The sequence below is a fragment of the Streptomyces sp. NPDC001922 genome, assembly GCF_042891165.1.
In the GTDB taxonomy this organism is placed as follows: Bacteria; Actinomycetota; Actinomycetes; order Streptomycetales; family Streptomycetaceae; genus Streptomyces.
Window position 1 is genome coordinate 110104 of sequence record NZ_JBIASV010000007.1, and the last position, 21230, is coordinate 131333.

Annotated in this window: 17 protein-coding genes and 1 riboswitch; of the genes, 10 read left to right on the forward strand and 7 right to left on the reverse strand. The window is 74.8% G+C overall.

What is annotated here, in order from left to right:
• Positions 1 to 126 precede the first annotated feature (126 nt).
• Positions 127 to 1308 carry a glycine C-acetyltransferase gene (locus ACFYYR_RS14335; protein WP_388851692.1) on the reverse strand — a complete coding sequence of 394 codons (1182 nt, stop codon included), beginning with the start codon at positions 1306 to 1308 and terminating at the stop codon, positions 127 to 129.
• Between the two features lie 49 nt (positions 1309 to 1357).
• Entirely contained in the window at positions 1358 to 2398 is a 1041-nt protein-coding gene (tdh, locus tag ACFYYR_RS14340) for an L-threonine 3-dehydrogenase (RefSeq protein WP_388851695.1), read from the reverse strand.
• A 98-nt stretch (positions 2399 to 2496) separates the two neighbouring features.
• Between tdh and ACFYYR_RS14345 the strand changes: the two genes are divergently transcribed.
• Positions 2497 to 3423 carry a LysR family transcriptional regulator gene (locus ACFYYR_RS14345; RefSeq protein ID WP_388851698.1) on the forward strand — a complete coding sequence of 309 codons (927 nt, stop codon included), beginning with the start codon at positions 2497 to 2499 and terminating at the stop codon, positions 3421 to 3423.
• A 12-nt stretch (positions 3424 to 3435) separates the two neighbouring features.
• On the opposite strand, the gene ACFYYR_RS14350 is transcribed toward ACFYYR_RS14345, so the two are convergent.
• On the reverse strand, positions 3436 to 4152 hold the full coding sequence (locus ACFYYR_RS14350; protein ID WP_388851702.1) for a TetR/AcrR family transcriptional regulator: 717 nt from the start codon (positions 4150 to 4152) through the stop codon (positions 3436 to 3438).
• A gap of 114 nt (positions 4153 to 4266) precedes the next feature.
• Here ACFYYR_RS14350 and ACFYYR_RS14355 point away from each other — a divergent pair, with 114 nt between their 5' ends.
• Positions 4267 to 5637: an FAD-dependent monooxygenase gene (locus ACFYYR_RS14355; RefSeq protein ID WP_388851706.1), complete on the forward strand. Its 1371-nt coding sequence runs from the start codon at positions 4267 to 4269 to the stop codon at positions 5635 to 5637.
• 80 nt (positions 5638 to 5717) lie between these two features.
• Here the strand turns inward: ACFYYR_RS14355 and ACFYYR_RS14360 are convergent, their stop codons facing one another.
• On the reverse strand, positions 5718 to 7241 hold the full coding sequence (locus ACFYYR_RS14360; RefSeq protein WP_388851709.1) for an amino acid permease: 1524 nt from the start codon (positions 7239 to 7241) through the stop codon (positions 5718 to 5720).
• A 116-nt stretch (positions 7242 to 7357) separates the two neighbouring features.
• Positions 7358 to 8359, reverse strand: a complete 1002-nt coding sequence (locus ACFYYR_RS14365; RefSeq protein ID WP_388851712.1) for a hypothetical protein — start codon at positions 8357 to 8359, stop codon at positions 7358 to 7360.
• A gap of 841 nt (positions 8360 to 9200) precedes the next feature.
• Between ACFYYR_RS14365 and ACFYYR_RS14370 the strand changes: the two genes are divergently transcribed.
• From ACFYYR_RS14370 to ACFYYR_RS14380, 3 genes are all read left to right on the forward strand, one after another.
• A complete protein-coding gene (locus tag ACFYYR_RS14370) occupies positions 9201 to 10655 on the forward strand; it encodes an FGGY family carbohydrate kinase (protein ID WP_388851715.1) in 1455 nt (484 codons plus the stop codon).
• 186 nt (positions 10656 to 10841) lie between these two features.
• A complete protein-coding gene (locus tag ACFYYR_RS14375) occupies positions 10842 to 12314 on the forward strand; it encodes an NAD(P)/FAD-dependent oxidoreductase (RefSeq protein WP_388851718.1) in 1473 nt (490 codons plus the stop codon).
• The gene (locus ACFYYR_RS14380) at positions 12311 to 13645 is read left to right on the forward strand and encodes an NAD(P)/FAD-dependent oxidoreductase (protein ID WP_388851721.1); all 1335 of its coding nucleotides are present in this window, start codon (positions 12311 to 12313) and stop codon (positions 13643 to 13645) included. The genes ACFYYR_RS14375 and ACFYYR_RS14380 overlap by 4 nt, the downstream gene beginning before the upstream one ends.
• Positions 13646 to 13726: 81 nt before the next feature.
• Here the strand turns inward: ACFYYR_RS14380 and ACFYYR_RS14385 are convergent, their stop codons facing one another.
• Entirely contained in the window at positions 13727 to 15166 is a 1440-nt protein-coding gene (locus ACFYYR_RS14385; RefSeq protein WP_388851724.1) for an NAD(P)/FAD-dependent oxidoreductase, read from the reverse strand.
• Positions 15167 to 15417: 251 nt separating this feature from the next.
• Positions 15418 to 15599, forward strand: a riboswitch (cobalamin riboswitch).
• A gap of 34 nt (positions 15600 to 15633) precedes the next feature.
• On the opposite strand from ACFYYR_RS14385, the gene ACFYYR_RS14390 reads away from it, so the two are divergent.
• The 4 genes from ACFYYR_RS14390 to ACFYYR_RS14405 all read left to right on the forward strand — a co-directional run bounded on the left by ACFYYR_RS14390 (position 15634) and on the right by ACFYYR_RS14405 (position 19706).
• Complete coding sequence (locus tag ACFYYR_RS14390; RefSeq protein WP_388851726.1) at positions 15634 to 16632, forward strand: ABC transporter substrate-binding protein; 999 nt, start codon at positions 15634 to 15636, stop codon at positions 16630 to 16632.
• A 76-nt stretch (positions 16633 to 16708) separates the two neighbouring features.
• A complete protein-coding gene (locus ACFYYR_RS14395; protein ID WP_388852515.1) occupies positions 16709 to 17683 on the forward strand; it encodes a FecCD family ABC transporter permease in 975 nt (324 codons plus the stop codon).
• Entirely contained in the window at positions 17680 to 18591 is a 912-nt protein-coding gene (locus ACFYYR_RS14400; RefSeq protein ID WP_388851729.1) for an ABC transporter ATP-binding protein, read from the forward strand. The genes ACFYYR_RS14395 and ACFYYR_RS14400 overlap by 4 nt, the downstream gene beginning before the upstream one ends.
• A complete protein-coding gene (locus ACFYYR_RS14405) occupies positions 18588 to 19706 on the forward strand; it encodes a (2Fe-2S)-binding protein (RefSeq protein WP_388851732.1) in 1119 nt (372 codons plus the stop codon). The genes ACFYYR_RS14400 and ACFYYR_RS14405 overlap by 4 nt, the downstream gene beginning before the upstream one ends.
• A gap of 202 nt (positions 19707 to 19908) precedes the next feature.
• Here the strand turns inward: ACFYYR_RS14405 and ACFYYR_RS14410 are convergent, their stop codons facing one another.
• Positions 19909 to 20172, reverse strand: a complete 264-nt coding sequence (locus ACFYYR_RS14410; RefSeq protein ID WP_388851735.1) for a hypothetical protein — start codon at positions 20170 to 20172, stop codon at positions 19909 to 19911.
• Positions 20173 to 20339: 167 nt separating this feature from the next.
• Between ACFYYR_RS14410 and ACFYYR_RS14415 the strand changes: the two genes are divergently transcribed.
• Positions 20340 to 20996, forward strand: coding sequence for an NADPH-dependent FMN reductase (locus tag ACFYYR_RS14415; protein WP_388851738.1), 657 nt, complete (start codon positions 20340 to 20342; stop codon positions 20994 to 20996).
• Positions 20997 to 21230 lie beyond the last annotated feature (234 nt).

Consider the following 21230-nt stretch of genomic DNA (forward strand, 5'->3'; position numbering starts at 1 on the left):
CCCTGCGGCCGTCATGCGCCGCGCCGGTGCCGCCCTCCGGCCGTCCCGTCTCCGTTGTGTGGCACAACACCCGTCCGACGGCGGGGAGTTCCGGCAGCTTCACCCCCCCCCGGAACGCCCGGCCGGTCAGGCGGTGAGCTCGTCGCGGACCTCGCGGAACGCCGCGACCGCGCGCCGGACGTCCTCCGGCGAGTGCGCGGCCGACAGCTGGACCCGGATGCGCGCCTTGCCCTGCGGAACCACCGGGTAGGAGAAGGCGATCACATAGATCCCCCGCTCCAGCAGCGCCGCCGCCATGCGTCCGGCCAGCGCGGCATCGCCGATCATGACCGGGGTGATGGGGTGCTCGCCGGGCAGGATGTCGAAGCCCGCGGCCGACATCTCGCTGCGGAACAGCTTGGTGTTCTCCTGCAGCCGCGCCCGGCGGTCGTCGGAGGCCGCCAGCAGGTCGAGCACCTTCAGCGAGGCGCCGACGATGGACGGGGCCAGCGAGTTGGAGAAGAGGTACGGGCGGGAGCGCTGCCGGAGCAGTTCCACGATCTCGGCCCGCGCGGCGACGTAGCCGCCGCTGGCGCCGCCGAGCGCCTTGCCGAGGGTGCCGGTGATGATGTCCACCCGGTCGGTGACGCCGAAGAGCGCCGGGGTGCCGCGCCCGCCCTCGCCGGTGAAGCCGACGGCGTGCGAATCGTCCACCATGACCAGGGCGTTGTAGCGGTCGGCGAGGTCGCAGATCTCGTCCAGCGGCGCGATGTACCCGTCCATGGAGAACACGCCGTCGGTGACGATCAGCTTGTGCCGGGCGTCGCCGGCCTCCTTGAGGCAGCGCTCCAGGTCGGCCATGTCGCGGTTGCGGTAGCGGAACCGGGCGGCCTTGGAGAGCCGGATCCCGTCGATGATGCTCGCGTGGTTCAGCTCGTCGGAGATGACGCAGTCCTGCGCGGCGAGCAGCGTCTCGAACACTCCGCCGTTGGCGTCGAAGCAGGAGCTGTAGAGGATCGTGTCCTCCATGCCGAGGAACTGCGAGATCCGGGCCTCGAGTTCCTTGTGCGGCTCCTGCGTGCCGCAGATGAAGCGGACCGAGGCCATGCCGAAGCCCCAGTCGTCGAGCGCCTGCTTCGCGGCGGCGATCACCTCGGGGTGGTCGGCGAGGTCGAGGTAGTTGTTGGAACAGAAGTTGACGACCGTGCCGTCGCCGACGGTGATGCTCGCCGTCTGCGGGCTGGAGATGACGCGCTCGGGCTTGTACAGCCCGGCCTCGCGGATCTGGTCCAGCTCGGCGCGCAGACTGTCGCGCATGCTGTCGAACACGGGGGGCTCCTCGGATGCGTGGTGGATGGCTGCTGGAGTCAAGGACCCTTTAGGGGAGGACGGGGCGCGTCCAGTCGATGACGACCTTGCCGCACTGGCCGGAGCGCGCCGTCGCGAACGCCTCCGCGTGCTGCTCGAAGCCGAACCGGTGGGTGATGAGCGGCGACAGGTCGAGGCCGCTCTGCAGCATGACGGACATGGCGTACCAGGTCTCGTACATCTCGCGGCCGTAGATGCCGCGCAGGGTCAGCATGCGGGTGACGACGGTCGCCATGTCGAGCGACACCTGCTCGGCGGGCAGCCCCAGTACGGCGATGCGGCCGCCCGGGCTCATCGCGGCGACCATGTCGCCGAGGGCGTCGGCCCGGCCCGACATCTCCATGCCGATGTCGAAGCCCTCGCTCATGCCGAGCTGGGGCATGACGTCGGTGATGCGCGTGGCGCCCACGTTGACCGTCGTGACCGGACACAGCTTGCGGACCAGGTCCAGCCGGTGGTCGCTGACGTCGGTGATCACCACATTGCGGGCCCCGGCGTGCCGGGCGACCGCGGCGGCCATCATCCCGATGGGCCCGGCGCCGGTGATCAGCACGTCCTCGTTGAGCACGGGGAACGACAGGGCGGTGTGGACCGCGTTGCCGAACGGGTCGAAGATCGCGGCGATGTCCGGGTCCACCTCGTGCCGGTGCACCCAGACGTTGGACTCGGGGAGCTTCACGTACTCGGCGAAGGCCCCGTCGGTGTGCACGCCCAGGCCGATGGTGCGGATGCACAGGTGCCGCCGGCCGCCCATGCAGTTGCGGCACTTGCCGCACACCAGGTGGCCTTCGCCGCTGACGGTGTCGCCGGGCTTCACGTCCTTCACGGCGGAGCCGGTGCGGACGACCTCGCCGACGAATTCGTGGCCGAGCACCCGGGGGGCACTCACGGTGCGTGCCGCCCAGTCGTCCCAGCTGTCGATGTGCAGGTCCGTGCCGCAGATCCCGGTCCGGAGCACCTTGATCAGTACGTCCTCCGGACCCACCTCGGGAGTGGGCACGTCGGTGAGTGCCAGGCCGGGTCCGGCTGTCGTCTTCATCAGTGCTTTCACAAGTGCTTACTCTGCTGACCCGGCTCTGTGAAGTCCATCGCTATTATCTCAGGCATCCTGTGAAGGAAAACTTCACAGGGCTCTGGGATGATGGACCCGTGATCGACCCCCGCAGACTCCGTGTGCTGCGCGCCCTCGCCGACCACGGCACCGTGACGGCGGCCGCGCAGGCCCTCTATCTGTCGCCGTCCGCGGTCTCCCAGCAGCTCGCCGCACTGGAGGCCGAGGTCGGCCACAGCCTGCTGGAGCGGCGCGGACGGGCCGTCGGCCTGACGGCGACCGGCACGATTCTCGCGGCCCACGCGGGACGGATCGCCGAACAGCTGGAGCGGGCCGAAGCCGATCTGGCCGCCGTGTCCGAGGGGGTCGCCGGGGAGGTGACGGTCGCGGCGTTCGCCACCGCGATCACCGAGGTGGTGACCCCGGCGGTGGCCGCCCTCCGGGACCGGGCCCCGGGGGTGCACATCCGCGTCCGGGACGCCGAGGGCCACGCCAGTCTGCGGCTGCTCGTGGACGGTGAGGTGGACGTCGCGGTGGCGGTGCAGCACCGGGACACGCTCGCTCCCGGTGAGGACCAGGTCCTGCGCCAGTCGCTCTACGCCGAGCCCTTCGACGTCGTGCTGCCGCCCGGCCACCCCGCGGGGCGCGCGTCGGAGATCGGGCTGGCCGCGCTCTCCGGCGACCCGTGGATCACTCCGTGGCCGGGGAACCCGGTCCACGACGTGGTGCTGCACGCCTGTGAGGAGGCGGGTTTCACCCCTCGTGTGGAGTGCGTGTCCGACGACTTCCGCGCCGTCTGCGCGCTGGTCGCGGTGGGGTCGGGGGTCGCGCTGGTGCCCCGGTCGGCGCTGCGCGGCATCGACCGCTACGGCGCTGTGGTCCGGCCGGTCGGCGGCCGCCCGCCGATACGCCGGGTGTTCACCGCCGTCCGCCGGGGCAGCGAGACGCATCCGCTGCTGGAACTCGCCCTGGCGGAGCTGCGGACCCAGGCCGAGGCAGGCTTCCGGGCCGATGAGGGCGGCTGATCCGCCGGGTGGTCACCCCGAGCGTTCGGCGATCAGCACCCCCAGGCCGTCCAGGATGCGCCGGAGTCCGAACTCCAGTGCCTGGTCGCGCTCCCCGGGCCCCGACACCGAGGCCAGTGCGGCGGTGAGGGCCGGGTAGTCCTCGCCGTGGTCCCGCATCAACGCGCCGAGCAGGGTGGCGAGCCGGGCCTCCGGGGCTCCGTCCGGCCCCGCGGCGCGCGCCTGCTGGGCGATGCCGCGGACGTGACCGGAGAGCAGGACGACCGCGTCCATCCGTTCGGCGCCGGTGAGGCCGGTGCCGTCCAGGGCGGCGATCGCCCGTTCCATCCAGGCCAGTTCCCCGGGGCCCATGACCCGCGGGCCGACGGTGGCGTCCAGCAGCCAGGGGTGCTCCCGGAAGACGGCGGCCAGTCCGTGGGCCCAGTCGCCGAGGCGCTCCCGCCAGCCGCTGTCCGGGCGGTCCTGGGGCGGTGCGGTGCCGATCGCGCTCTCCACCATCAGGGCGATCAGCTCCGCCTTGCCCGGCACGTACCGGTAGAGCGACATCTTGGTGAAGTCGAGCAGCCCGGCGACCCGTTGCATCGACACCGCGGACAGCCCCTCCCGGTCCGCGAGTTCCACTCCGGCGCGGGCGATGCGGTCCAGGCTGAGGGCCGGTTTCGGGCCCCGTGAGGGCTTGGGGCGGGGCCCCCAGAGCAGTCGTACGCCCTCGCTCAGGTCGTCGTTCATCCGCCGCTCCCGTCCCGGAGTCCTGTCGTCGGTGTTGCCTCGCACAGAAACTGTGTCTACCGTACACAACAAGAATCAGTGTCCTTGGGACACAGTTATGGGGGAGTGGTGTGCATGAGGGGGACCGTTCTGATCTCCGGCGCGGGCATCGCCGGTCCGGCGCTGGCCCACTGGCTGGGCCGGTACGGATTCCGGCCCACGGTGGTCGAGGTGGCGCCCGCGCTGCGCGGCGGCGGGCAGGCCGTCGACTTCCGCGGCGCGACCCAGCTCACCGTGCTGGATCGCATGGGGGTGCTGCCCGCGCTGCGCCGCATCCGGACCGGCGGCAGCCCGATGTGCTTCGTCGACGAGAGCGGCCGGCAACGGCTGCACCTCCCGGCCGAGTTCGCCGGAGGCGACCTCGAAGTGCTCCGCGGCGACCTGTCCCGGGTGCTGTACGAGCACAGCCTGCCGGCCACCGCGTACCTCTTCGGTGACACGGTCACCGGTCTCACCGAGACCGCGGACGGGGTGGACGTCCGCTTCCGGCACGCCGCGCCGCGCCGGTTCGACCTGGTCATCGGGGCGGACGGGCTGCACTCCCGGGTGCGCCGGCTCGCCTTCGGACCCGAGGAGCGGTACGTCCGGCACCTCGGGTACCACGCCGCCACCTGGCCGGTGCCCGACTGGCCGCACCCCGGCCCGGGGTCGGTGGGCCTCAATGTGCCGGGCCGGCTCGCCAGTGCCGGCGGCCACCACCGTGAGCCGGGGCGGGCCGGCGCCTTCGTCGTCTTCGCCGCACCCCGGCTCGCCGGGCACCGGCACGACCCCGGCCGGCAGAAGGCCCTGATCGCCGAGGCGTTCGCGGGTCTGGGGTGGGAGGTGCCGCGGCTCCTGGCCGCGCTGCGGGAGGCGCCCGAGCTGTACTTCGACTCGATCAGCCGGGTGGACATGGACACCTGGTCCACCGGGCGGATCTGTCTCGTCGGGGACGCGGCCTGCGGCGCCACCCTCGGCGGCATGGGCACCGGGACCGCCGTGGTGGCCGCCCATGTGCTGGCGGGTGAACTCGCGCTGGCCGGCGGCGACCACCGCACGGCCTTCACCCGGTACGAGAACCGGCTGCGCGCCTACGCCCGGCGCTGTCAGGAGGGCGGCGACCGGGCCGGCCCCTTCCTCGCGCCCCGGACCGCGGCGGGCATCCGGCTGCGCAACACCCTGCTGAGCCGGCGCTCCGTCCTGAACTGGATGCTGCGGCAGGGGAAGCGGGTCAGCTCCCTCGACCTCCCCGACTACGGAGCCCTGAACGACTGCGGAGCCCTGAACGACTGCGGAGCCGTGAACGACTGCGGAGCCCTGAACGGCTACCGAGTGCCGAACGTCTGCCGAGCCCTGCCCGGTCACGAAGCCCGGACCGAGTACGGAGCCCCGCCCGGCCGCGGGAGCCTCCCCGCCGACGGTGCCACCGCGAGCGGCCCGGCCGGCGGCCATCTGCCGACGTCGTGACGGGGCACGTCCGGACTCCGGCAGCGGAGACGGGGGAGAGGGGCTGGTGACGCCCCTGGACCCGTCTCCGCCCGGCGGTCTCAGACGATGCCCTCCGCGATCTCCGCCTGCTCGCGGCTGGTTCCGTAGGCGGCCGGGGTGCCGTACGAGCGGCGAGCCAGGAACCACCACACGGTGGCGAGCACCAGCACCACGGCCAGCGCGATCGAGGCGTAGTTCATCGACGCGACCGTCACCGGCGCGGACTGCGGCAGACAGAACAGCACCGTCACGAACGCCACCCACACCACGGCCACCCAGCCCACCGGCCTGCTCCACCGGCCCAGATGCCAGGGTCCCGGCACGAACCGGTCCCCGGCGCGCAGCTTCAGGAAGATGGGGATCGCATAGGCCGGGGTGATGCCGATGACGTTGATCGCCGTCACCGCGCCGTAGGCGGTGGCCGAGTACAGCGACGGCAGGGCGAGCAGGCAGGCCACCGAGACCGACAGCCACACCGCGAGGACCGGGGTCTGGGTGCGCCCGCTGACCCGCCGCCAGAGGGCCGAGCCCGGCAGCGCGTTGTCCCGGCTGAAGGCGAACACCATCCGGCTGGCCGCCGCCACCTCCGCGTTGCCGCAGAACAGCTGCGCCACGATGACGAGCAGCAGCAGGGCGGTGGCGCCGCCGGTGCCGAGGGCGTCGAGCAGGATCTGCGCGGGCGGTACGCCGGTCTCGCTGTTCTGCGTCCCGGCGTAGTCCTGGATGGCGAACGTCAGCCCCGCCAGCAGCACGAACCCCGCGATCCACGACACCCAGATGGCGCGCACGATGCCGCGGGCGGCGGAGACCGACGCGTTGGACGTCTCCTCCGACAGGTGCGCCGACGCGTCGTAGCCGGAGAAGGTGTACTGCGCCAGGAGCAGCCCGATCGCCGCGACGTAGACCGGGTTGGACCAGCCCGTGTCGTTGACGAACTCGGTGAACACGAACTCCGGCGACCGGTGGTGCGACGGCACGATCACCAGCGCGCCGACGATCACCGCGACACCGGCCAGGTGCCACCACACGCTGATCGAGTTCAGCACGCTGACCAGCCGCACCCCGAAGAGGTTCAGCACGGCGTGCAGCAGCAGGATGCAGATGAAGACGACCATGGTCGACCCCGGGGTGGGATCGAAGCCCCACTGGAGGTTCAGCAGCGCGCCGGTGAACAGCGCCGCGCCGTAGTCGATCGCGGCGATCGCGCCCAGCAGCCCGAGCAGGTTGAGCCAGCCGGTGTACCAGCCCCAGGTGCGGCCGCCGAGCCGGTCCGCCATGTAGTAGAGCGCGCCGGACGTCGGGTACGCGCTGGTCACCTCGGCCAGCGCCAGGCCCACGAACAGCACGAAGATCCCGACGCCCGCCCAGCCCCACAGCATCACCGCCGGGCCGCCGGTGTTCAGCCCGAAGCCGTAGAGCGTCATGCAGCCGGACAGGATCGAGATGACGGAGAAGCTGATGGCGAAGTTGCCGAAGCCTCCCATGCGGCGGGCCAGAACCGGCTGGTAGCCGAGCTCCCGCAGCCGTTGTTCCTCGTCCCGCTGCGGGGCCTGGTCCGTGGCTGACCATGCCGTGCGCGGCATCGGTGCACCTCCGTGGGTCGGTGGGATGGGGCCGGGCCGGTGGACCCGGCCGGAGCGCGGGGCCGTCGGGGAGTCCGCAGCCCGTGGGCCGGGCCCGTCGGGGGCGGGCCGGCGGTTCATCGGTGCGGATCCGGGGCGCCGCCGGCAGCGAGGCAGCGGGCGCGGGCCCGGAGGAACAGCTCCTGAGCGGGCTCGGTACCGCCCGGCTCCGGAGTGCGGTACGCCCAGGGCAGGGCGGTGCAGTAGGGCCCCAGTGCGTGGAACACCCGGGCCGCGTCACCGAATTGCAGGGCGCCCCACAGGGCGTGGGCGAGATGGTTGAGATCCAGCAGGGAGCAGGCTTCCGGCGTCGTCCGGTCGAACCAGCCGTGCAGGGCCCGTCGGGCGTCCCGGGTCGCGTCCTCCGCGACCCAGTGGAGATCGAGCGCCTTCTCGTGGCCCTGTTCCATCCGGTAGCGCTCGACCCGGACGTACAGCGGCAGCGCCAGCAACGGCGATCCCTCGGGAGCGGAGGAGGCCGCCCACTGGGCGAACGCGACCGCCTCCGACAGCGAACGGTGCGCCTGCCGCACGCAGTAGAACTGCAGCATCCGGTGGTGCGCCTCCCGGTTGCCCGGGTCGCGCCGGCCGGCCTCCGCCAACAGCCCCCAGGGGCCCGGGAAGAGCATCGGGCCCGGCGGCGGAACGCGGTGCTCCGGCGACTGCTGCTCCGGATCGAGCCGTGCCAGGGCCAGCAGGCACACCCAGGGCACCGGGTCGTCCGGCGCGGTGTGCGCCGTCACCCGGCAGCTCTCCCAGGCCTCCTGCCACAGCTCGCCGGTGCGCGGATGGCCCTCCCGGTGGGCGCGGAGCGTCCGCTCCACCGCCACCCGGGCCTGCATCACCGCCGCGGCGACGCTGCGCGGTTCCTCCGAGCGCCACGCCTGCACCACATCGGACCCGGCGGCTCCGGCGGCCAGGACCTGGGTCCGCTGCGTCCACAGGGCCCAGGTGGGCGTGTCGGCCAGCAGATTCCGCATCGACAGCCAGCGCCCGGCGCGGAGGTCGTCCATGGCGACCCGGAGCGCGGTGTCGTGGCCGGCCGGGTGGTACACCGGACGGAACTCACCCTCGGGCATCCGCCTGCGCCCTTCCCGTGCGGGCCGCTGTGCCGCGCGGGCTCAGCACCGGTGTCCACCGCCGGAGATGCGCGCCGCCGGGCAGCGCCCGGCGCTCAGGGGCCGGGAGCGCCCCGCCCCGCGCGCCGGCCCGGGGCGCGGCGGAGGTCTGTCGGCCGCGGTCCCCGGCGGGCCGGAGGACGGGGCCGCTCCCCGCGGCGCCGGGCAGGCGGCCCGGGGGCGGCGTCCGCCCCCGGCCGGAGGCCTGAACAGGTCGGGGCGGTCCGCTAATCCACTGCTGCGGTCGGTCGGCGGTGCGATCGTCATGGGCCCTCAGGGACGGTGTGGGGGTGGGACGGATCCGGTGCCCGGCGCCCCCGGCACTGCCGCCGTGGACCCGGGAGGCCGAACCGCCCCGCTGGCGTCCTGCTGTTGCACGGCGGTCAGTGTAGGTCCGTTCACCAGTGCGGGGGAGCCTTAGTGATCTTCATCGATATCTTCGCTGTGGAACCATTTCGCAGCGCCGTCAACGCCGCCCCGACCGGCGTGCATTGCGGGCACCGGCGGGCCATCGGCGCGGGGACGGGGCGTCCTTGACGCCGCTCCGGGAGCTGATCCACGCTTGCGGTGATCCGGTCGTGGGCGCCTCTCACGGCGCCTCGGGAACGCACACGTCTGCCGCCGGACGCATCCGAGAGACCCGCCAGGGGAATTCCGCCAGGGAATTCCGAGAGAAGAAGAAGCGAACCATGCCGGCTGCCGAGCTCCGTCCCCGCACAGCGACCGCAACGGCCCCACCGGGGACCTCCGCCGAGCCCGGCGCGTTACCGCGGTGCGCGAACCGCGGCGCCGGGGAGCCCCGATGACCGGGCGCGTCCTCGCCGTCGACCAGGGCACCTCGGGCACGAAGGCACTCGTCCTCTGCCCGGAGCGCGGGGTGATCGGCAGCGGTGCGGCCCCGGTGCGGCCCCGCCACCGGCCCGGCGGCGTGGTCGAGGCCGACCCGGCCGAGCTGCTCTCCTCCGTCGTCGACGCCGGGCGGCGGGCCCTGGCGGACGCCGGCGAACCGGTCGACGCGGTCGGCCTGGCCAACCAGGGGGAGACGGTGCTGGCCTGGGACCCCGCCACCGGCACCCCGCTCACCGACGCCGTCGTCTGGCAGGACCGCCGCGCGGAGACCGTCTGCCACGACCTCGCGGAGCACGCCGAGTCGCTGCGCGCCCGCACCGGACTGCCCCTCGACCCGTACTTCGCCGGGCCGAAGATGGCCTGGATCCGTCGCAGCCTGACCCGCGCGGGCACCGTCACCACCAGCGACGTGTGGCTGATCCACCAGCTGACCGGCGCGTTCGTGACGGACGCCGCCACCGCGGGCCGCACCCAGCTCCTCGACCTCGACCGCGTCGACTGGTCACCGGAGGCCCTGGACATCTTCGGGCTCGCCGGCGAGCGGCTGCCGCGGATCGTCGACGCGGACGGCCCCGTCGGCACCACCACCGCGTTCGGCGCCGAGATACCGCTCACCGGGCTGCTCGTCGACCAGCAGGCGGCGCTGCTCGCCCAGCACGTGACCGGACCGTCCACGGCCAAGTGCACTTACGGCACCGGGGCGTTCCTGCTGGCGCCGACCGGCCCCCGCCCCAGCCGGGGCACCGGCGGCCTGGTCAGCTGTGTCGCCTGGCGGCTCGGCGGGCGCACCGAGTACTGCCTCGACGGGCAGGTCTGCACCGCGGCCTCCGCGGTCCGCTGGCTCACCGACCTCGGCGTCGTCTCCGGAGCCGGGGACCTCGACCCGGTCGGCTCCGCCGTACCGGACACCGGCGGCGTCACCTTCGTCCCGGCCCTCGCCGGACTCGCGGCGCCCTGGTGGCGCAGCGACGTGCGGGGCTCGGTGACCGGCCTCGGCCTGGACACCACCGCCGGGCATCTGGTGCGCGCACTCTGCGAAGGGATCGCCGCGCAGGTCGCCGAGCTCGCCGACGCCGTCGCCGCCGACCGGGGAACACCCCTGGACGCCCTGCGGGTCGACGGCGGCCTCACCCGCTCCGCGTTGCTCATGCAGACCCAGGCCGACCTGCTGCAACTCCCCGTCGAGGTGTCCGCCGTGCCGGATGTGACGGCGCTGGGCGTGGGGGCGGTCGCCCGGATGGGACTGGAGCCGGGCCTGCCACTCCACCGGGCCCTCCCGCGGCGGGCACCGGCCACCGTCTACGCACCACGGATCGGCGCCGACCGGGCCGCCGAACGCCGGAGCGCCTTCCGGGCGGCGGTGGCCGCACTGCTGGACGGCCCCGCACCACCCGCCGCACCGCACTGACCCGCCGCGCTCGCCACCGGGGGGAAGTCCGTCAACGCAAGCCAGCGCACCGGAAGCCCGACGGGTCCGCCGCGGACCACCCCGCCGAACCGCCGGAGCAGCCGGCTCCCCGCGGAACGCGGCCCCTGGAAACAGCCCACCCGATCGCAGCCCTCCGATCGCAGCCTCGCTGAGCAAAGGACGCGCATGAGCGTGACGACCACCGGCCCGCTGCCGGACGAGGTGCACGACGTGGTCATCATCGGCGCCGGAGTGGTCGGCGCGGCCATCGCCCGTGAACTGGCCCGCTACCGGCTGCGCATCGCCGTCGTCGAGGCCTCGGACGACATCGGCAATGGCACCTCGAAGGCCAACACCGCCATCCTGCACACCGGGTTCGACGCCACCCCCGGCACCCTGGAGGCCCGGCTGGTCCGCGACGGCCACCGGCGGCTGACCGGATACGCCGCGGAGGTCGGCATCCCGGTGGAGCGGCTCGGTGCCCTGCTCGTCGCCTGGGACGACGAGCAGCTCGCCGCGCTGCCCGCACTCGCCGCCAAGGCCGCGCGCAACGGCTGCCACGACACCCGGCTCATCGGCGCGGAGGAACTGCGCCGCCGCGAGCCGCACCTCGGGCCGGGAGCCCTCGGTGCCCTGGACGTGCCCGGCGAGAGCATCATCTGCCCCTGGACGACGACGCTCGCCTACGCCACCCAGGCCGTCCGCAGCGGAGCCGGTCTGCACCTCAACTGCCGGGTGGACACGGTCACCACGAGCACCGCGGGCCACCAGGAACTCGGCACCGCGCGCGGGGTGCTGCGCACCCGCCATCTGGTCAACGCCGCCGGTCTGCACGCCGACGCCATCGACCGGATGTGCGGCCACGACGACTTCACCGTGACGCCGCGGCGCGGCCAGCTCATGGTGTTCGACACGTTCGCCCGCGCCCTCGTCGACCACATCCTGCTGCCCGTGCCCACCGCACGCGGCAAGGGGGTGCTGGTCACGCCGACCGTGTACGGCAACGTCCTGCTGGGACCGACCGCGGAGGACCTCGACGACAAGACGGCCACCGGAACGTCGGCCGACGGGCTGGCGTTCCTGCGGGAGCGCGGCGCACGGATCCTGCCCGCCCTGCTCGACGAGGAGATCACCGCGGTCTACGCCGGACTGCGCGCCGCCACCGGGCAGGAGGACTACCGGATCCGGGCGCACCCCGGGGAGCGCCGGGTCACCGTCGGCGGCATCCGCTCCACCGGCCTCACCGCCTCGATGGCGATCGCCGCGCACGTGGTGGAACTGCTCGCCGCGACCGGCCTGGGCCTGGGCACCGCCCACGAGCCGGCGCCGCTGCGGATGCCGAACATCGGCGAGGCCTTCCCCCGCCCGTACCAGCGCGCCGAACTGATCGCCGCCGACCCGGAGTACGGCACCCTGGTCTGCCACTGCGAGCGGGTGTCCCGGGGCGAGATCCGCGACGCCCTCGCAGGGACGGTCCCGCCCGGCTCGGTCGCCGGGCTCCGGCGCCGCACCCGGGCCATGAGCGGCAGGTGCCAGGGCTACCACTGCGGCGCCGCCGTGCACGCGCTGTTCGCCCGGGGCGGCGGCCCGGGCGCAGTCCCCGCCGTCCCCGCCTCTCCGGACTCCCCGGACTCCCCGCGAACGAGGACCCCGTCATGACGGCCGACCCGCCTCCCGCCCTTGCCGGAGCGTCACCCATCGCCGGAGTGTCGCCCACCGCCGCCGGTCCGCTCCGGCGCAGCGTCGACGTCCTGGTCATCGGCGCCGGGCCGGCCGGGCTGACCGCGGCCGCCCGGCTCGCCGCCGCGGGCGCCGGACGGGTGGAGGTCGTCGACCGGGAGCCGTACGCAGGTGGGCTCACCCGCCACTGCCCTCACCGCGGGTTCGGCGTGAGCGACCTGCACCGGCTGCTGACCGGCCCGGACTACGCCCGGCACCTGGCCGACGCGGCCGTACGCGCCGGCGCCGTCCTGCGCACCGGGGCCGGCGTCACCGGCTGGGCGGGCCCGCTCACCGCGGCCGTCACCGGCCCGGCCGGACTCGAACGCCTCACGGCACGGGCCGTCGTCCTCGCCACCGGTGCCCGGGAACGGCCCCGCAGCGCACGGCTGGTGCCCGGCACCCGCCCCGCGGGCGTCCTCACCAACGGCCAGGTCCTGCGGTCCCTGCACGGTGGACTGCGGTCCCCGCACGGTGGACATCGCGGCACGGTCGGCCGCCGCGCCGTCGTCGTCGGCGCCGGGCCGTCCGGCCGTGCCACGGCGCTCGCCCTGGGCCGGGCCGGGACCGAGGTGGCCGCGCTCGTCACCGGCCTGCCGCGCCACCGGTCCTCCTGGGCACAGACCCTCCCCGCCCTTCCGGACCGGGGGATCCCGCTGCTCGCGGACACCACGGTGACCGGACTCCACGGCCGGGACCGGGTGGAGGCCGTCGGGCTCCGGCACCGCGACGGCCGGGCCATGACGCTCCGCTGCGACACGGTGGTGTTCACCGGCGACTGGATCCCCGACCACGAACTCGCCCGCACCGGCGGCATATCCCTCGCACCCGGCTCCCGCGGGCCGTCCGCCGACACCGCGTTCCGCACCTCCGAGCCCAAGGTCTTCGCGGTGGGCACGCTGCTGCGCCCCGGCGAGTCCGCCGGTACCGCCGCCCGGGACGGCGCGCTCGTCGCGGAGCCCGTGCTGCGCCACCTGGCCGGCGGGGGGTGGCCGCCCGCCCCGGTGCCCGTGCTGGCCGAGGCACCGCTCGCCTGGGTCACCCCCGACCGGATCGGCCCCGTGAACTCCCTTGCCGCGCACGGGAGGTTCAGCCTGGAACCGGCGGAAGTGCTCGTCCGGCCACGGCTGATCGTCCGGCAGGACGGCCGGACGCTGCACCGGCAGCGGGTGTGGGAGACCGCCGTGCCCGGACGGCCGGTGCGGCTCTCCGCGGCATGGTGCGCACGGGCCGCGGCCCACGGGGGCCCGGTGCTCGTCTCCGTCGCGTGAACGGTGGCCTGCGGGGGACGGACGGGAGACCGAGGCGGCGTCTGCCTTCGGAGACGGCCCCGCCCGGCCGCCCGGCACCGCTCACCGCCCCGAGATGACCCCCGCCAGCCGGGCGAACGCGGAGGTGTGCGCCAGGCCGGCGCTCTCCCGCCGGTCCGCGGCCCGGAACAGGGCGTGGATCAGATGAACCCCCGCCCACCGCAGCGGCTCCGGCTCCCAGGGCCGCACCTGCCGCCCGACCCAGGGCAGCGCGGTCAGTTCGGTGTCCTGCCGCAGCAGGAGGTCCCGCAGCGTGCGGCCCGCCAGGTTGGACGTCGTCACCCCACTGCCCACGTACCCTCCGGCCCAGCCCAGACCGGTGGTGTGGTCCAGCCGGACCGTGGAACACCAGTCCCGCGGCACGCCCAGGACACCGCACCAGGCGTGCTCCACCGCGGAGTCCGCGGCGGGCGGGAAGAGCGTGACGAGCGCGCGCCACAGGGCGTCCACGGTCTGCGGCCGGGTGACGCCCCCGGTGTCCGTGCGCGAACCGAAGCGGTACGGAACTCCCCGGCCGCCGAGGGCGATCCGGCCGTCCGCGGTGCGCTGGGCGTAGATGTAGGCGTGGGCCGTGTCGCCGAGCACCTCCCGGTTCCGCCAGCCGATCCGCTCCCACACCGTGTCGGGCAGCGGCTCGGTGACGATCATCGAGCTGTTCATCGGCAGCCACTGACGGCGCAGTCCGGCGATGCTCGCGCTGAACCCCTCCGTCGCCCGGATCACATAGTCGGCGGTCACCCTGCCCCGGTCGGTGCGGGCGACGGCCCGCCCTCCGGCGTTGCGGGGGAGGATCTCGGTGACCGTGGTGCCCTCCAGGATGTCGACTCCGCGGGCGGCCACCGCCCGTGCCAGCCCCGAGGCCAGCGCCGCGGGCTGGACGGCGGCGGCGTGCGGCGTCCAGGCGGCCGCCGACGCCCCCGCCACGGCCACCCGCTCCGCCCGTTCCGTCGCGTCGAGCAGCCGCAGGTCCTCCTCGGCGAAGCCCCAGTCGCGCTGTTCCTCGACAGCGGCCAGCAGCCGCGCCTGCTGCGCGGGGCCGACCGCGACGCGCAGCATGCCGCCCTTGTGGATGCCCGCGTCGATGCCCTCGGTGTGCGCCACGGCGATCACCTCGTCGACGGACCGGAACAGGGTGCGCTGCATCTCCCGCACCGCGGCCCGGCCGTGCTGCGCGGCGTAGCGCTCCCGGGCCCCGGCGAAGCCGTGGTAGAGCCAGCCGCCGTTCCGCCCGGAGGCGCCGAATCCCGCGAACTCCCGCTCCAGCACGGCGATCCGCAGACCGGGCCGGTCCCGCGCGAGGTAGTACGCGGTCCACAGGCCGGTGTAGCCGCCGCCGACGATCGCCACGTCGTAGTCGCGGTCCCCGGGGAGGGCGGGCCGGCGCCCGGGCGGGCCGCCGTCCCGGTACCAGAAGGAGACGCCGCCGTTGACGAATCCGTCCGCCAAGGGTGCCGTACGAGGAGTGGTCCGGCCGTGGTTCATCCGAGGGGCCCCGCATTCCCGGTGGTCGCAGACCGTTCAGGGTAGGCGGTACCGGGCCGGACGGAACACCCCCGTCGGTGCCGGGCCGGCCGGACACCCCGTCGGTGCCGGACGGCGGAGGAACGGCGACCGCTCCGGCCTGCCGCACCCCGGGCGGGCGCGGTTCCCCACGGAGGCGGTTCACACCGGGGCGGTTCCCGCAGGGCAACGAGCGGCGCAGCTCACGGGCTCGCGCCCTGGGCGGGCTGATCGCGCTCTGACAGAATGCGGGTGTTCACGAGGCGGCGGACCCCGGGAAGCCGGTGCGAATCCGGCACGGTCCCGCCACTGTGACCGGGGAGCCGCTTCGAACGGCGGTGTGCCGCACGGCGCACCGCGCCGGGACGGGCCGCTCCTCGGGAGTCAGACACCGGACTGCCGCCTTCAGCACCGACCAGGGGACGCGGATCCCCCGGAGGAGGCATGCCATGTCCCGGTTCCCGGGGTCACTGCGCGTCCGGACCATCGCGGCGGCTCTGCTGCTGCTCCCGCTCACCGGCTGCGGCCTCGCGCCCACGGACGACCGGCCCGCCGGCCGTTCCGCCGCCGCGAAGGGCTTCCCGTACACGGTCACCAACTGCGGTGTGAAGACCACGTTCACGGCTCCGCCGAAGCGGGCCGTCACCCTGAACCAGCACGCCACCGAGGTCATGCTCGCCCTGGGCCTGGAGAAGCGCCTGGCCGGCACCGCCTACCTCGACGACCGGGTGCTGCCCCGCTTCCGGGACGCCTACCGGGGCGTCGACGTCCTGGCCGACAAGTACCCCTCGTACGAGAAGCTGCTCGCCGCCGGACCCGACTTCGTCTACGGCGGCTACGCCAGCGCCTTCGACAGGAGCGAGGGCCGGGACCGCGGTTCGCTGGAGAAGAGCGGGGTGCACACCCGGCTCAACATCGAGAGCTGCGGCCGCGGTCCGGTGCGGGTGGACCGGCTGCGTCAGGAGATCCGCGAGACCGCGCGCACCTTCGGCGTCCCCGAGCGGGCCGACGCCCTCCTGGCCCGCCAGGACAAGCAACTCGCGGCCACGGCGAAGCGGTTGAAGGGCGCGGACCGGCCCTCCGTCCTCGTCTACGACAGCGGCGACAGCGCGGCATTCACCGCGGGCGGCAAGGGCATCGGCAACGAGATCGTCCGCCTCGCCGGCGGCCGGAACGTCTTCGCCGACCTCGACCGCACCTTCGGCGACGTCTCCTGGGAGAAGGTCGTCCAGCGGCGCCCCGAAGTGATCGTGATCTACGACTACGGCGGCACCCCGGTGGCGGCCAAGAAGAAGCGGCTGCTCCGCGACCCGGCGCTCGCCGACGTTCCGGCGATCCGGAACAAGCGCTTCGCGGTGCTGCCGCTGTCCTCCGCCGTGCTCGGCGTGCGGGTGCCCGAGGCGGTCGACTCGCTGGCCCGGCAGCTCCACCCCGGACACGGCGGTTAGCGCGGTGCTCCGCCGAATACCGCGGACCCCGGCGGGGCGGCTCCGCTGCTCCCTCGTCCTCGCCGGCCTCGCGGCCGTGTTCGCCGCGGCGGCGGTCGCCGGGCTCGCCCTGGGCCCCGTCCGGATCCCCGCCGGGGATGTGCTGCGCATCCTCGCCGGGGACACCGGGGCCGGCCCGTTCACCACGATCGTGCGCGACGTCCGGCTGCCGCGGGTCCTGCTCGGCGCCGTCGTCGGCGCCGGACTCGCCGTCGTCGGGACCGTTCTCCAGGCCCTGGTCCGCAACCCGGTGGCCGACCCCTTCCTCCTCGGCATCTCCTCGGGCGCCTCGACCGGCGCGGTGCTCGTGGTGGTGCTCGGTCTCGGCGCGGGGGCGACGTCCTTCGCCCTGCCGGCCGGTGCCTTCGTGGGATCGCTCGGCGCCCTCGTCGCCGTCTACGCCATGGCCCGCCGCGGCGGGACGATGACCACCGGCCGGCTGGTCCTCGCCGGGGTGGCCGTGCAGTACATCCTCTCCGCCCTCACCAGCCTGGTGCTCGTCACGGCCGCCGAGGCCGAACACCTGCGGGCCGTGCTGTTCTGGACCCTCGGCGGTCTCGGCGGCGCCCGCTGGGACGCACTGCTCCTGCCCGCGGTCGCCCTCGCCGTCGGTACCGCCGTGCTGATGGCGCTGGCCCGGCCGCTCGACCTGCTACTCGTCGGCGAGGAGGGGGCCACCGTCCTGGGGCTGGACACCGGGCGGTTCCGGGCGGCGGTGTTCGTCCTCGCCTCGCTGGTCACCGGGGTTCTCGTGGCCGTCAGCGGAGCCATCGGCTTCGTCGGCCTGGTGGTGCCGCACGCCGCCCGGATGGCCGTCGGGGCCGGACACCGCGCCCTGCTCCCGGTGTCGGCCCTCGGTGGCGCCGCCTTCCTGGTCCTCGCCGATCTGCTGGCCCGGACCGTCGCCGCCCCGGCCGAGGTTCCCGTGGGCGTGCTCACCGCCCTGGCCGGCGGCCCCTGCTTCCTGTGGCTGCTGCGGCGCACCTCTCGTACCGAAGGGATCACCGGATGAGCGCCCGGACTCCGGCGCCCGCGGAACTGCGGGCCGAGGCCGTCTCCTTCCGCGTCGGCGGCGCCCCCGACGGGCGTCCCATCCTGGACTCCGTCGACATCGAGGCCCGCACGGGGGAGACCGTCGGCCTCGTCGGCCCCAACGGCAGCGGCAAGACGACCCTGCTGCGGTGTGTCTACGGCACCCTGCGGCCCACGGCGGGCCGCATCTTCCTCGACGGCCGGGACATGGCGGAGCTCGGCACCAAACGCCGGGCCCGGCGCATTGCCACCGTTCCCCAGGACGCCGGTGCCGTCTTCGGGCTGACGGTCCGCGACATGGTCGCCATGGGCAGGTCCCCGCACAAGCGCTTCTGGGAGACCGACACCGCCGACGACACCGCCCGGGTGCGGGACGCCCTGGCCCGGGTAGGCGCGGACGGCCTGGCGGACCGGCACGTCGAGGAACTCTCCGGCGGCGAGCGCCAACGCGCCCTCGTCGCACGGGCCCTGGCCCAGGACCCGTCGCTGCTCGTCCTGGACGAGCCCACCAACCACCTCGACATCCGGCACCAGTTGGAGGTCCTCTCCCTGGTCCGCGCCCTCGGCACCACGAACCTCCTGGCGCTGCACGACCTCAACCTCGCCGCGTACTACTGCGACCGGATCCACGTACTGGCCGAGGGCCGGGTGGTGGCCTGCGGTCCGCCCGCGGAGGTGCTGACGGAGGACATGCTGGCCGAGGTCTACGGGGTGCGCGCGGAGGTGGGCGTCCACCCGGTGACCGGCGCACCGACGGTGCTCTACCTGCCGCCGGAGGCCGAACACCGGGCCGGCGGCCGGGAGACGGACCGGGGCGGGAGAGCCGCGCCGGTCACCGGTATGCGGCGTACTCCCGCGTCGGGGGCTGCCACGGGCGGGCAGGCGTGAGCGCCGTGCCCGGGCCGGCCGCCGGTGATGCCGGTGACACCGCGCCTGGGGCAGCCGCCGGTGACGCCGCGCCCGGCGGAGCCGTCAGTGCTGCCGGTGACGCGAGTGACGCCTCGGCGGGGGACCCGGCCGACGCCGCCGTGCCCGATGCCCCGGCCGGCGCCGGCCGGACCGGGGCCGACGCCCTGCGCGGGACCGGCATGACCGGAGCCGACGCCCCGTCCGGTGCCACGGCCGGCATGACCGGTCCGCCGGCTCCGGAAGCGGCCGCGCACGGCCCGCGCTACGCCCTGGGCCACGGCCCGCAGGCCACCGGCCCGGACCTGCTGCCCGCGGACCGGCTGCTGGACCCCGGGAGCCCGGAGCTGGACCGGCTGCTGACCAGCGAGTACGAGGGGAGCGGCCACCGCACGGCCCACGCCGCGGCGCTGACCCTGATCGCCGTCTACGCGGGCCGGGTCACCGCGGCGGCGGTGCTCCAATGGGCCCTGGACGGACGGGTTCCGGACCTGCGGGCGGAGAACGTCCTGGTGCGGCCGTCGGGGCACGGCATCGGCGGCGTGTGGCTGCGCCGGAACCGGATGCTGACCGGGGCGGCGACAGCGGCCCGGCCGGCGACGGCGGCCCGGCCGGGTGCGGGGTCCGCGGAGGTGACACCGGCTCCGCCCTGCGGACACGTTCACGCGTCTGCCGGAGACCGGACGTCCGCCACCTGCCCGGCGTGCTTCCGGGCCGCCACCCTGCCGCTGCTCCACCGGGCCGTCCTGGACGACCACTTGCTGCCGTTCGCGGATGCCCTGCACCGGCGCACCCGGGCCGGGCTGCGCCAGTTGCGCGGCGGGGTGGCTCACGGCTGCGCCACCGCGCTCTGTGCCTCGCAGGCCGATCCGGACGAACTGGCGCTGCGCTGGGACGAGTTCAGTGCGACCGCGCCCGGCGGCATCGGGCACCTCGGGGAGGTGGCACAGGTGCGGCGGCCCGACGGAACCCCGCGACTCGTCTATCTCCGGCGCACCTGCTGTCTGTACTACACCAGCGCCGAGGCGGTCCGCTGCGCGAGCTGCTGCCTGACCGGCCGGGCGGAACGGCTGCGTGCGTACGCCGCCGGAACATGACCGCGCACCGACCACGCACGGACCACGCGGCGGGCGCCGTCGCCTGCGCCGCGGGGTCCCGGTCGGGCTTGAGGGCCGGCAGGGCGACGATGCCCGCCACGGTCGCGGTGGTGGCCAGGGCTGCGCGGTTCGTCATGGGATCTCCCTCGGGTGGGGTGCGGCGGCCCGGGAGGGCCGGTACGCGGGTCGGAAGACTCGTGGTTCAGAAGGCGAAGGACTCGTGGTGGACGCGGTGCCGGGGCACGCCCGCCGCCCGCAGCGCCTCCTTGGCGGCGGCGGTCATCCCGGGCGGGCCGCAGAGATACACGTCGTGCGAGGCGGGGTCGGTGACCACCCGGCGCAGGGTGTCCGCCGTCAGCGGCAGGGCGTGCCCGGTGGGCCGGTCGACCGCCTCGGCGGTACTCCGGGCCGGGGGCGGCCGGGGGCCTGAGCGCGGGACGCGGCGCAGCGGGGACGGCAAGGACACCGGGCCCGGGCCCGCCCGGCCGGCACCTCCGCCGCGCATCCGGGGGCATTCCACCGGCGGACGCACCCCGACCGGGTGTGTCCCGGACTTCCGGCGGGAGACCGGGGCGGCGACGAGACATGCATGACCGGGACGGAACGTCCGCGCGCGACGAAAGGTACCCGCCCATGACCCACCCCGACCGGCGCTCCGCACTGCGGCTGTTCGTTCTCTCGGGGTCGTCCCGGGCTGGATCGGTGAACGCCCGGCTGGCGGCCCTGGTCGCCGCGCTCGTGACCCGGGCCGGAGTCACGGCCGACCTCGCCCGGCTCCGGGACTTCCCCATGCCCGCCTACGACGGGGATCACGAGGCAGCCGACGGCCCGCCCGAGGGCGCCGCAGCGCTCCGTGACCGTATCGAGGCCGCCCAGGCGCTGGTCATCGCCTCGCCCGAGTACAACGCGTCTCTGCCGGGCGCGCTGAAGAACGCCGTCGACTGGGTGTCGCGGTTCCGGCCGCAGCCGTTCAAGAACAAGCAGGCGCTGCTCGTCTCGGCGTCACCGTCCATGGTGGGCGGCAACCGGGGGTTGTGGGCCCTGCGCGTCCCCCTGGAGCACCTCGGGGCCCGGGTCTACCCCGACATGTTCAGCCTCGCCCGGGCCCACCAGGGCTTCGACGAGGACGGCGGACTGAAGGACAGGGACCTTCAGGCGCGGCTGTCCGACACCGTGGACTCCTTCCTCGACCTGGTCGAGGCGGACACGCTGTACCCCTGTCTGCAGCACCGCTGGTACGAGTTTCTCGGGGACCGGACGAGCGCCCCCGTCACCCAGCGCGCCGAGTGACGCCACTGCCCGCGCCCCGCGGAGTACTCACCGACCGTCCGATGCTTCCCGGCCGGACCCGCCCTGTGCGGTGCCACCGTCGTGGCCGGCGCCCCGCCCTGCCCGTTCCGTGCAGGTCACGGGTGGCGGCGCACCCGGTGTGCGACCAGGGGGATGCGGGCCCCGGCGGTGTCCGGACGTTCCCCGGTCAGTAGAGTCGGCACGCCCCCACAGGGCCCAGCCCTGCCCGATTCT

Coding starts and splice junctions, on each gene's coding strand:
- ACFYYR_RS14350 (WP_388851702.1), bottom strand. CDS start 4,152: ATGAACGACGACCTGAGCGAGGGCGTACGACTGCTCTGGGGGCCCCGC.
- ACFYYR_RS14355 (WP_388851706.1), top strand. CDS start 4,267: ATGAGGGGGACCGTTCTGATCTCCGGCGCGGGCATCGCCGGTCCGGCG.
- ACFYYR_RS14360 (WP_388851709.1), bottom strand. CDS start 7,241: ATGCCGCGCACGGCATGGTCAGCCACGGACCAGGCCCCGCAGCGGGAC.
- ACFYYR_RS14365 (WP_388851712.1), bottom strand. CDS start 8,359: ATGCCCGAGGGTGAGTTCCGTCCGGTGTACCACCCGGCCGGCCACGAC.
- ACFYYR_RS14370 (WP_388851715.1), top strand. CDS start 9,201: ATGACCGGGCGCGTCCTCGCCGTCGACCAGGGCACCTCGGGCACGAAG.
- ACFYYR_RS14375 (WP_388851718.1), top strand. CDS start 10,842: ATGAGCGTGACGACCACCGGCCCGCTGCCGGACGAGGTGCACGACGTG.
- ACFYYR_RS14380 (WP_388851721.1), top strand. CDS start 12,311: ATGACGGCCGACCCGCCTCCCGCCCTTGCCGGAGCGTCACCCATCGCC.
- ACFYYR_RS14385 (WP_388851724.1), bottom strand. CDS start 15,166: ATGAACCACGGCCGGACCACTCCTCGTACGGCACCCTTGGCGGACGGA.
- ACFYYR_RS14390 (WP_388851726.1), top strand. CDS start 15,634: ATGTCCCGGTTCCCGGGGTCACTGCGCGTCCGGACCATCGCGGCGGCT.
- ACFYYR_RS14400 (WP_388851729.1), top strand. CDS start 17,680: ATGAGCGCCCGGACTCCGGCGCCCGCGGAACTGCGGGCCGAGGCCGTC.
- ACFYYR_RS14415 (WP_388851738.1), top strand. CDS start 20,340: ATGACCCACCCCGACCGGCGCTCCGCACTGCGGCTGTTCGTTCTCTCG.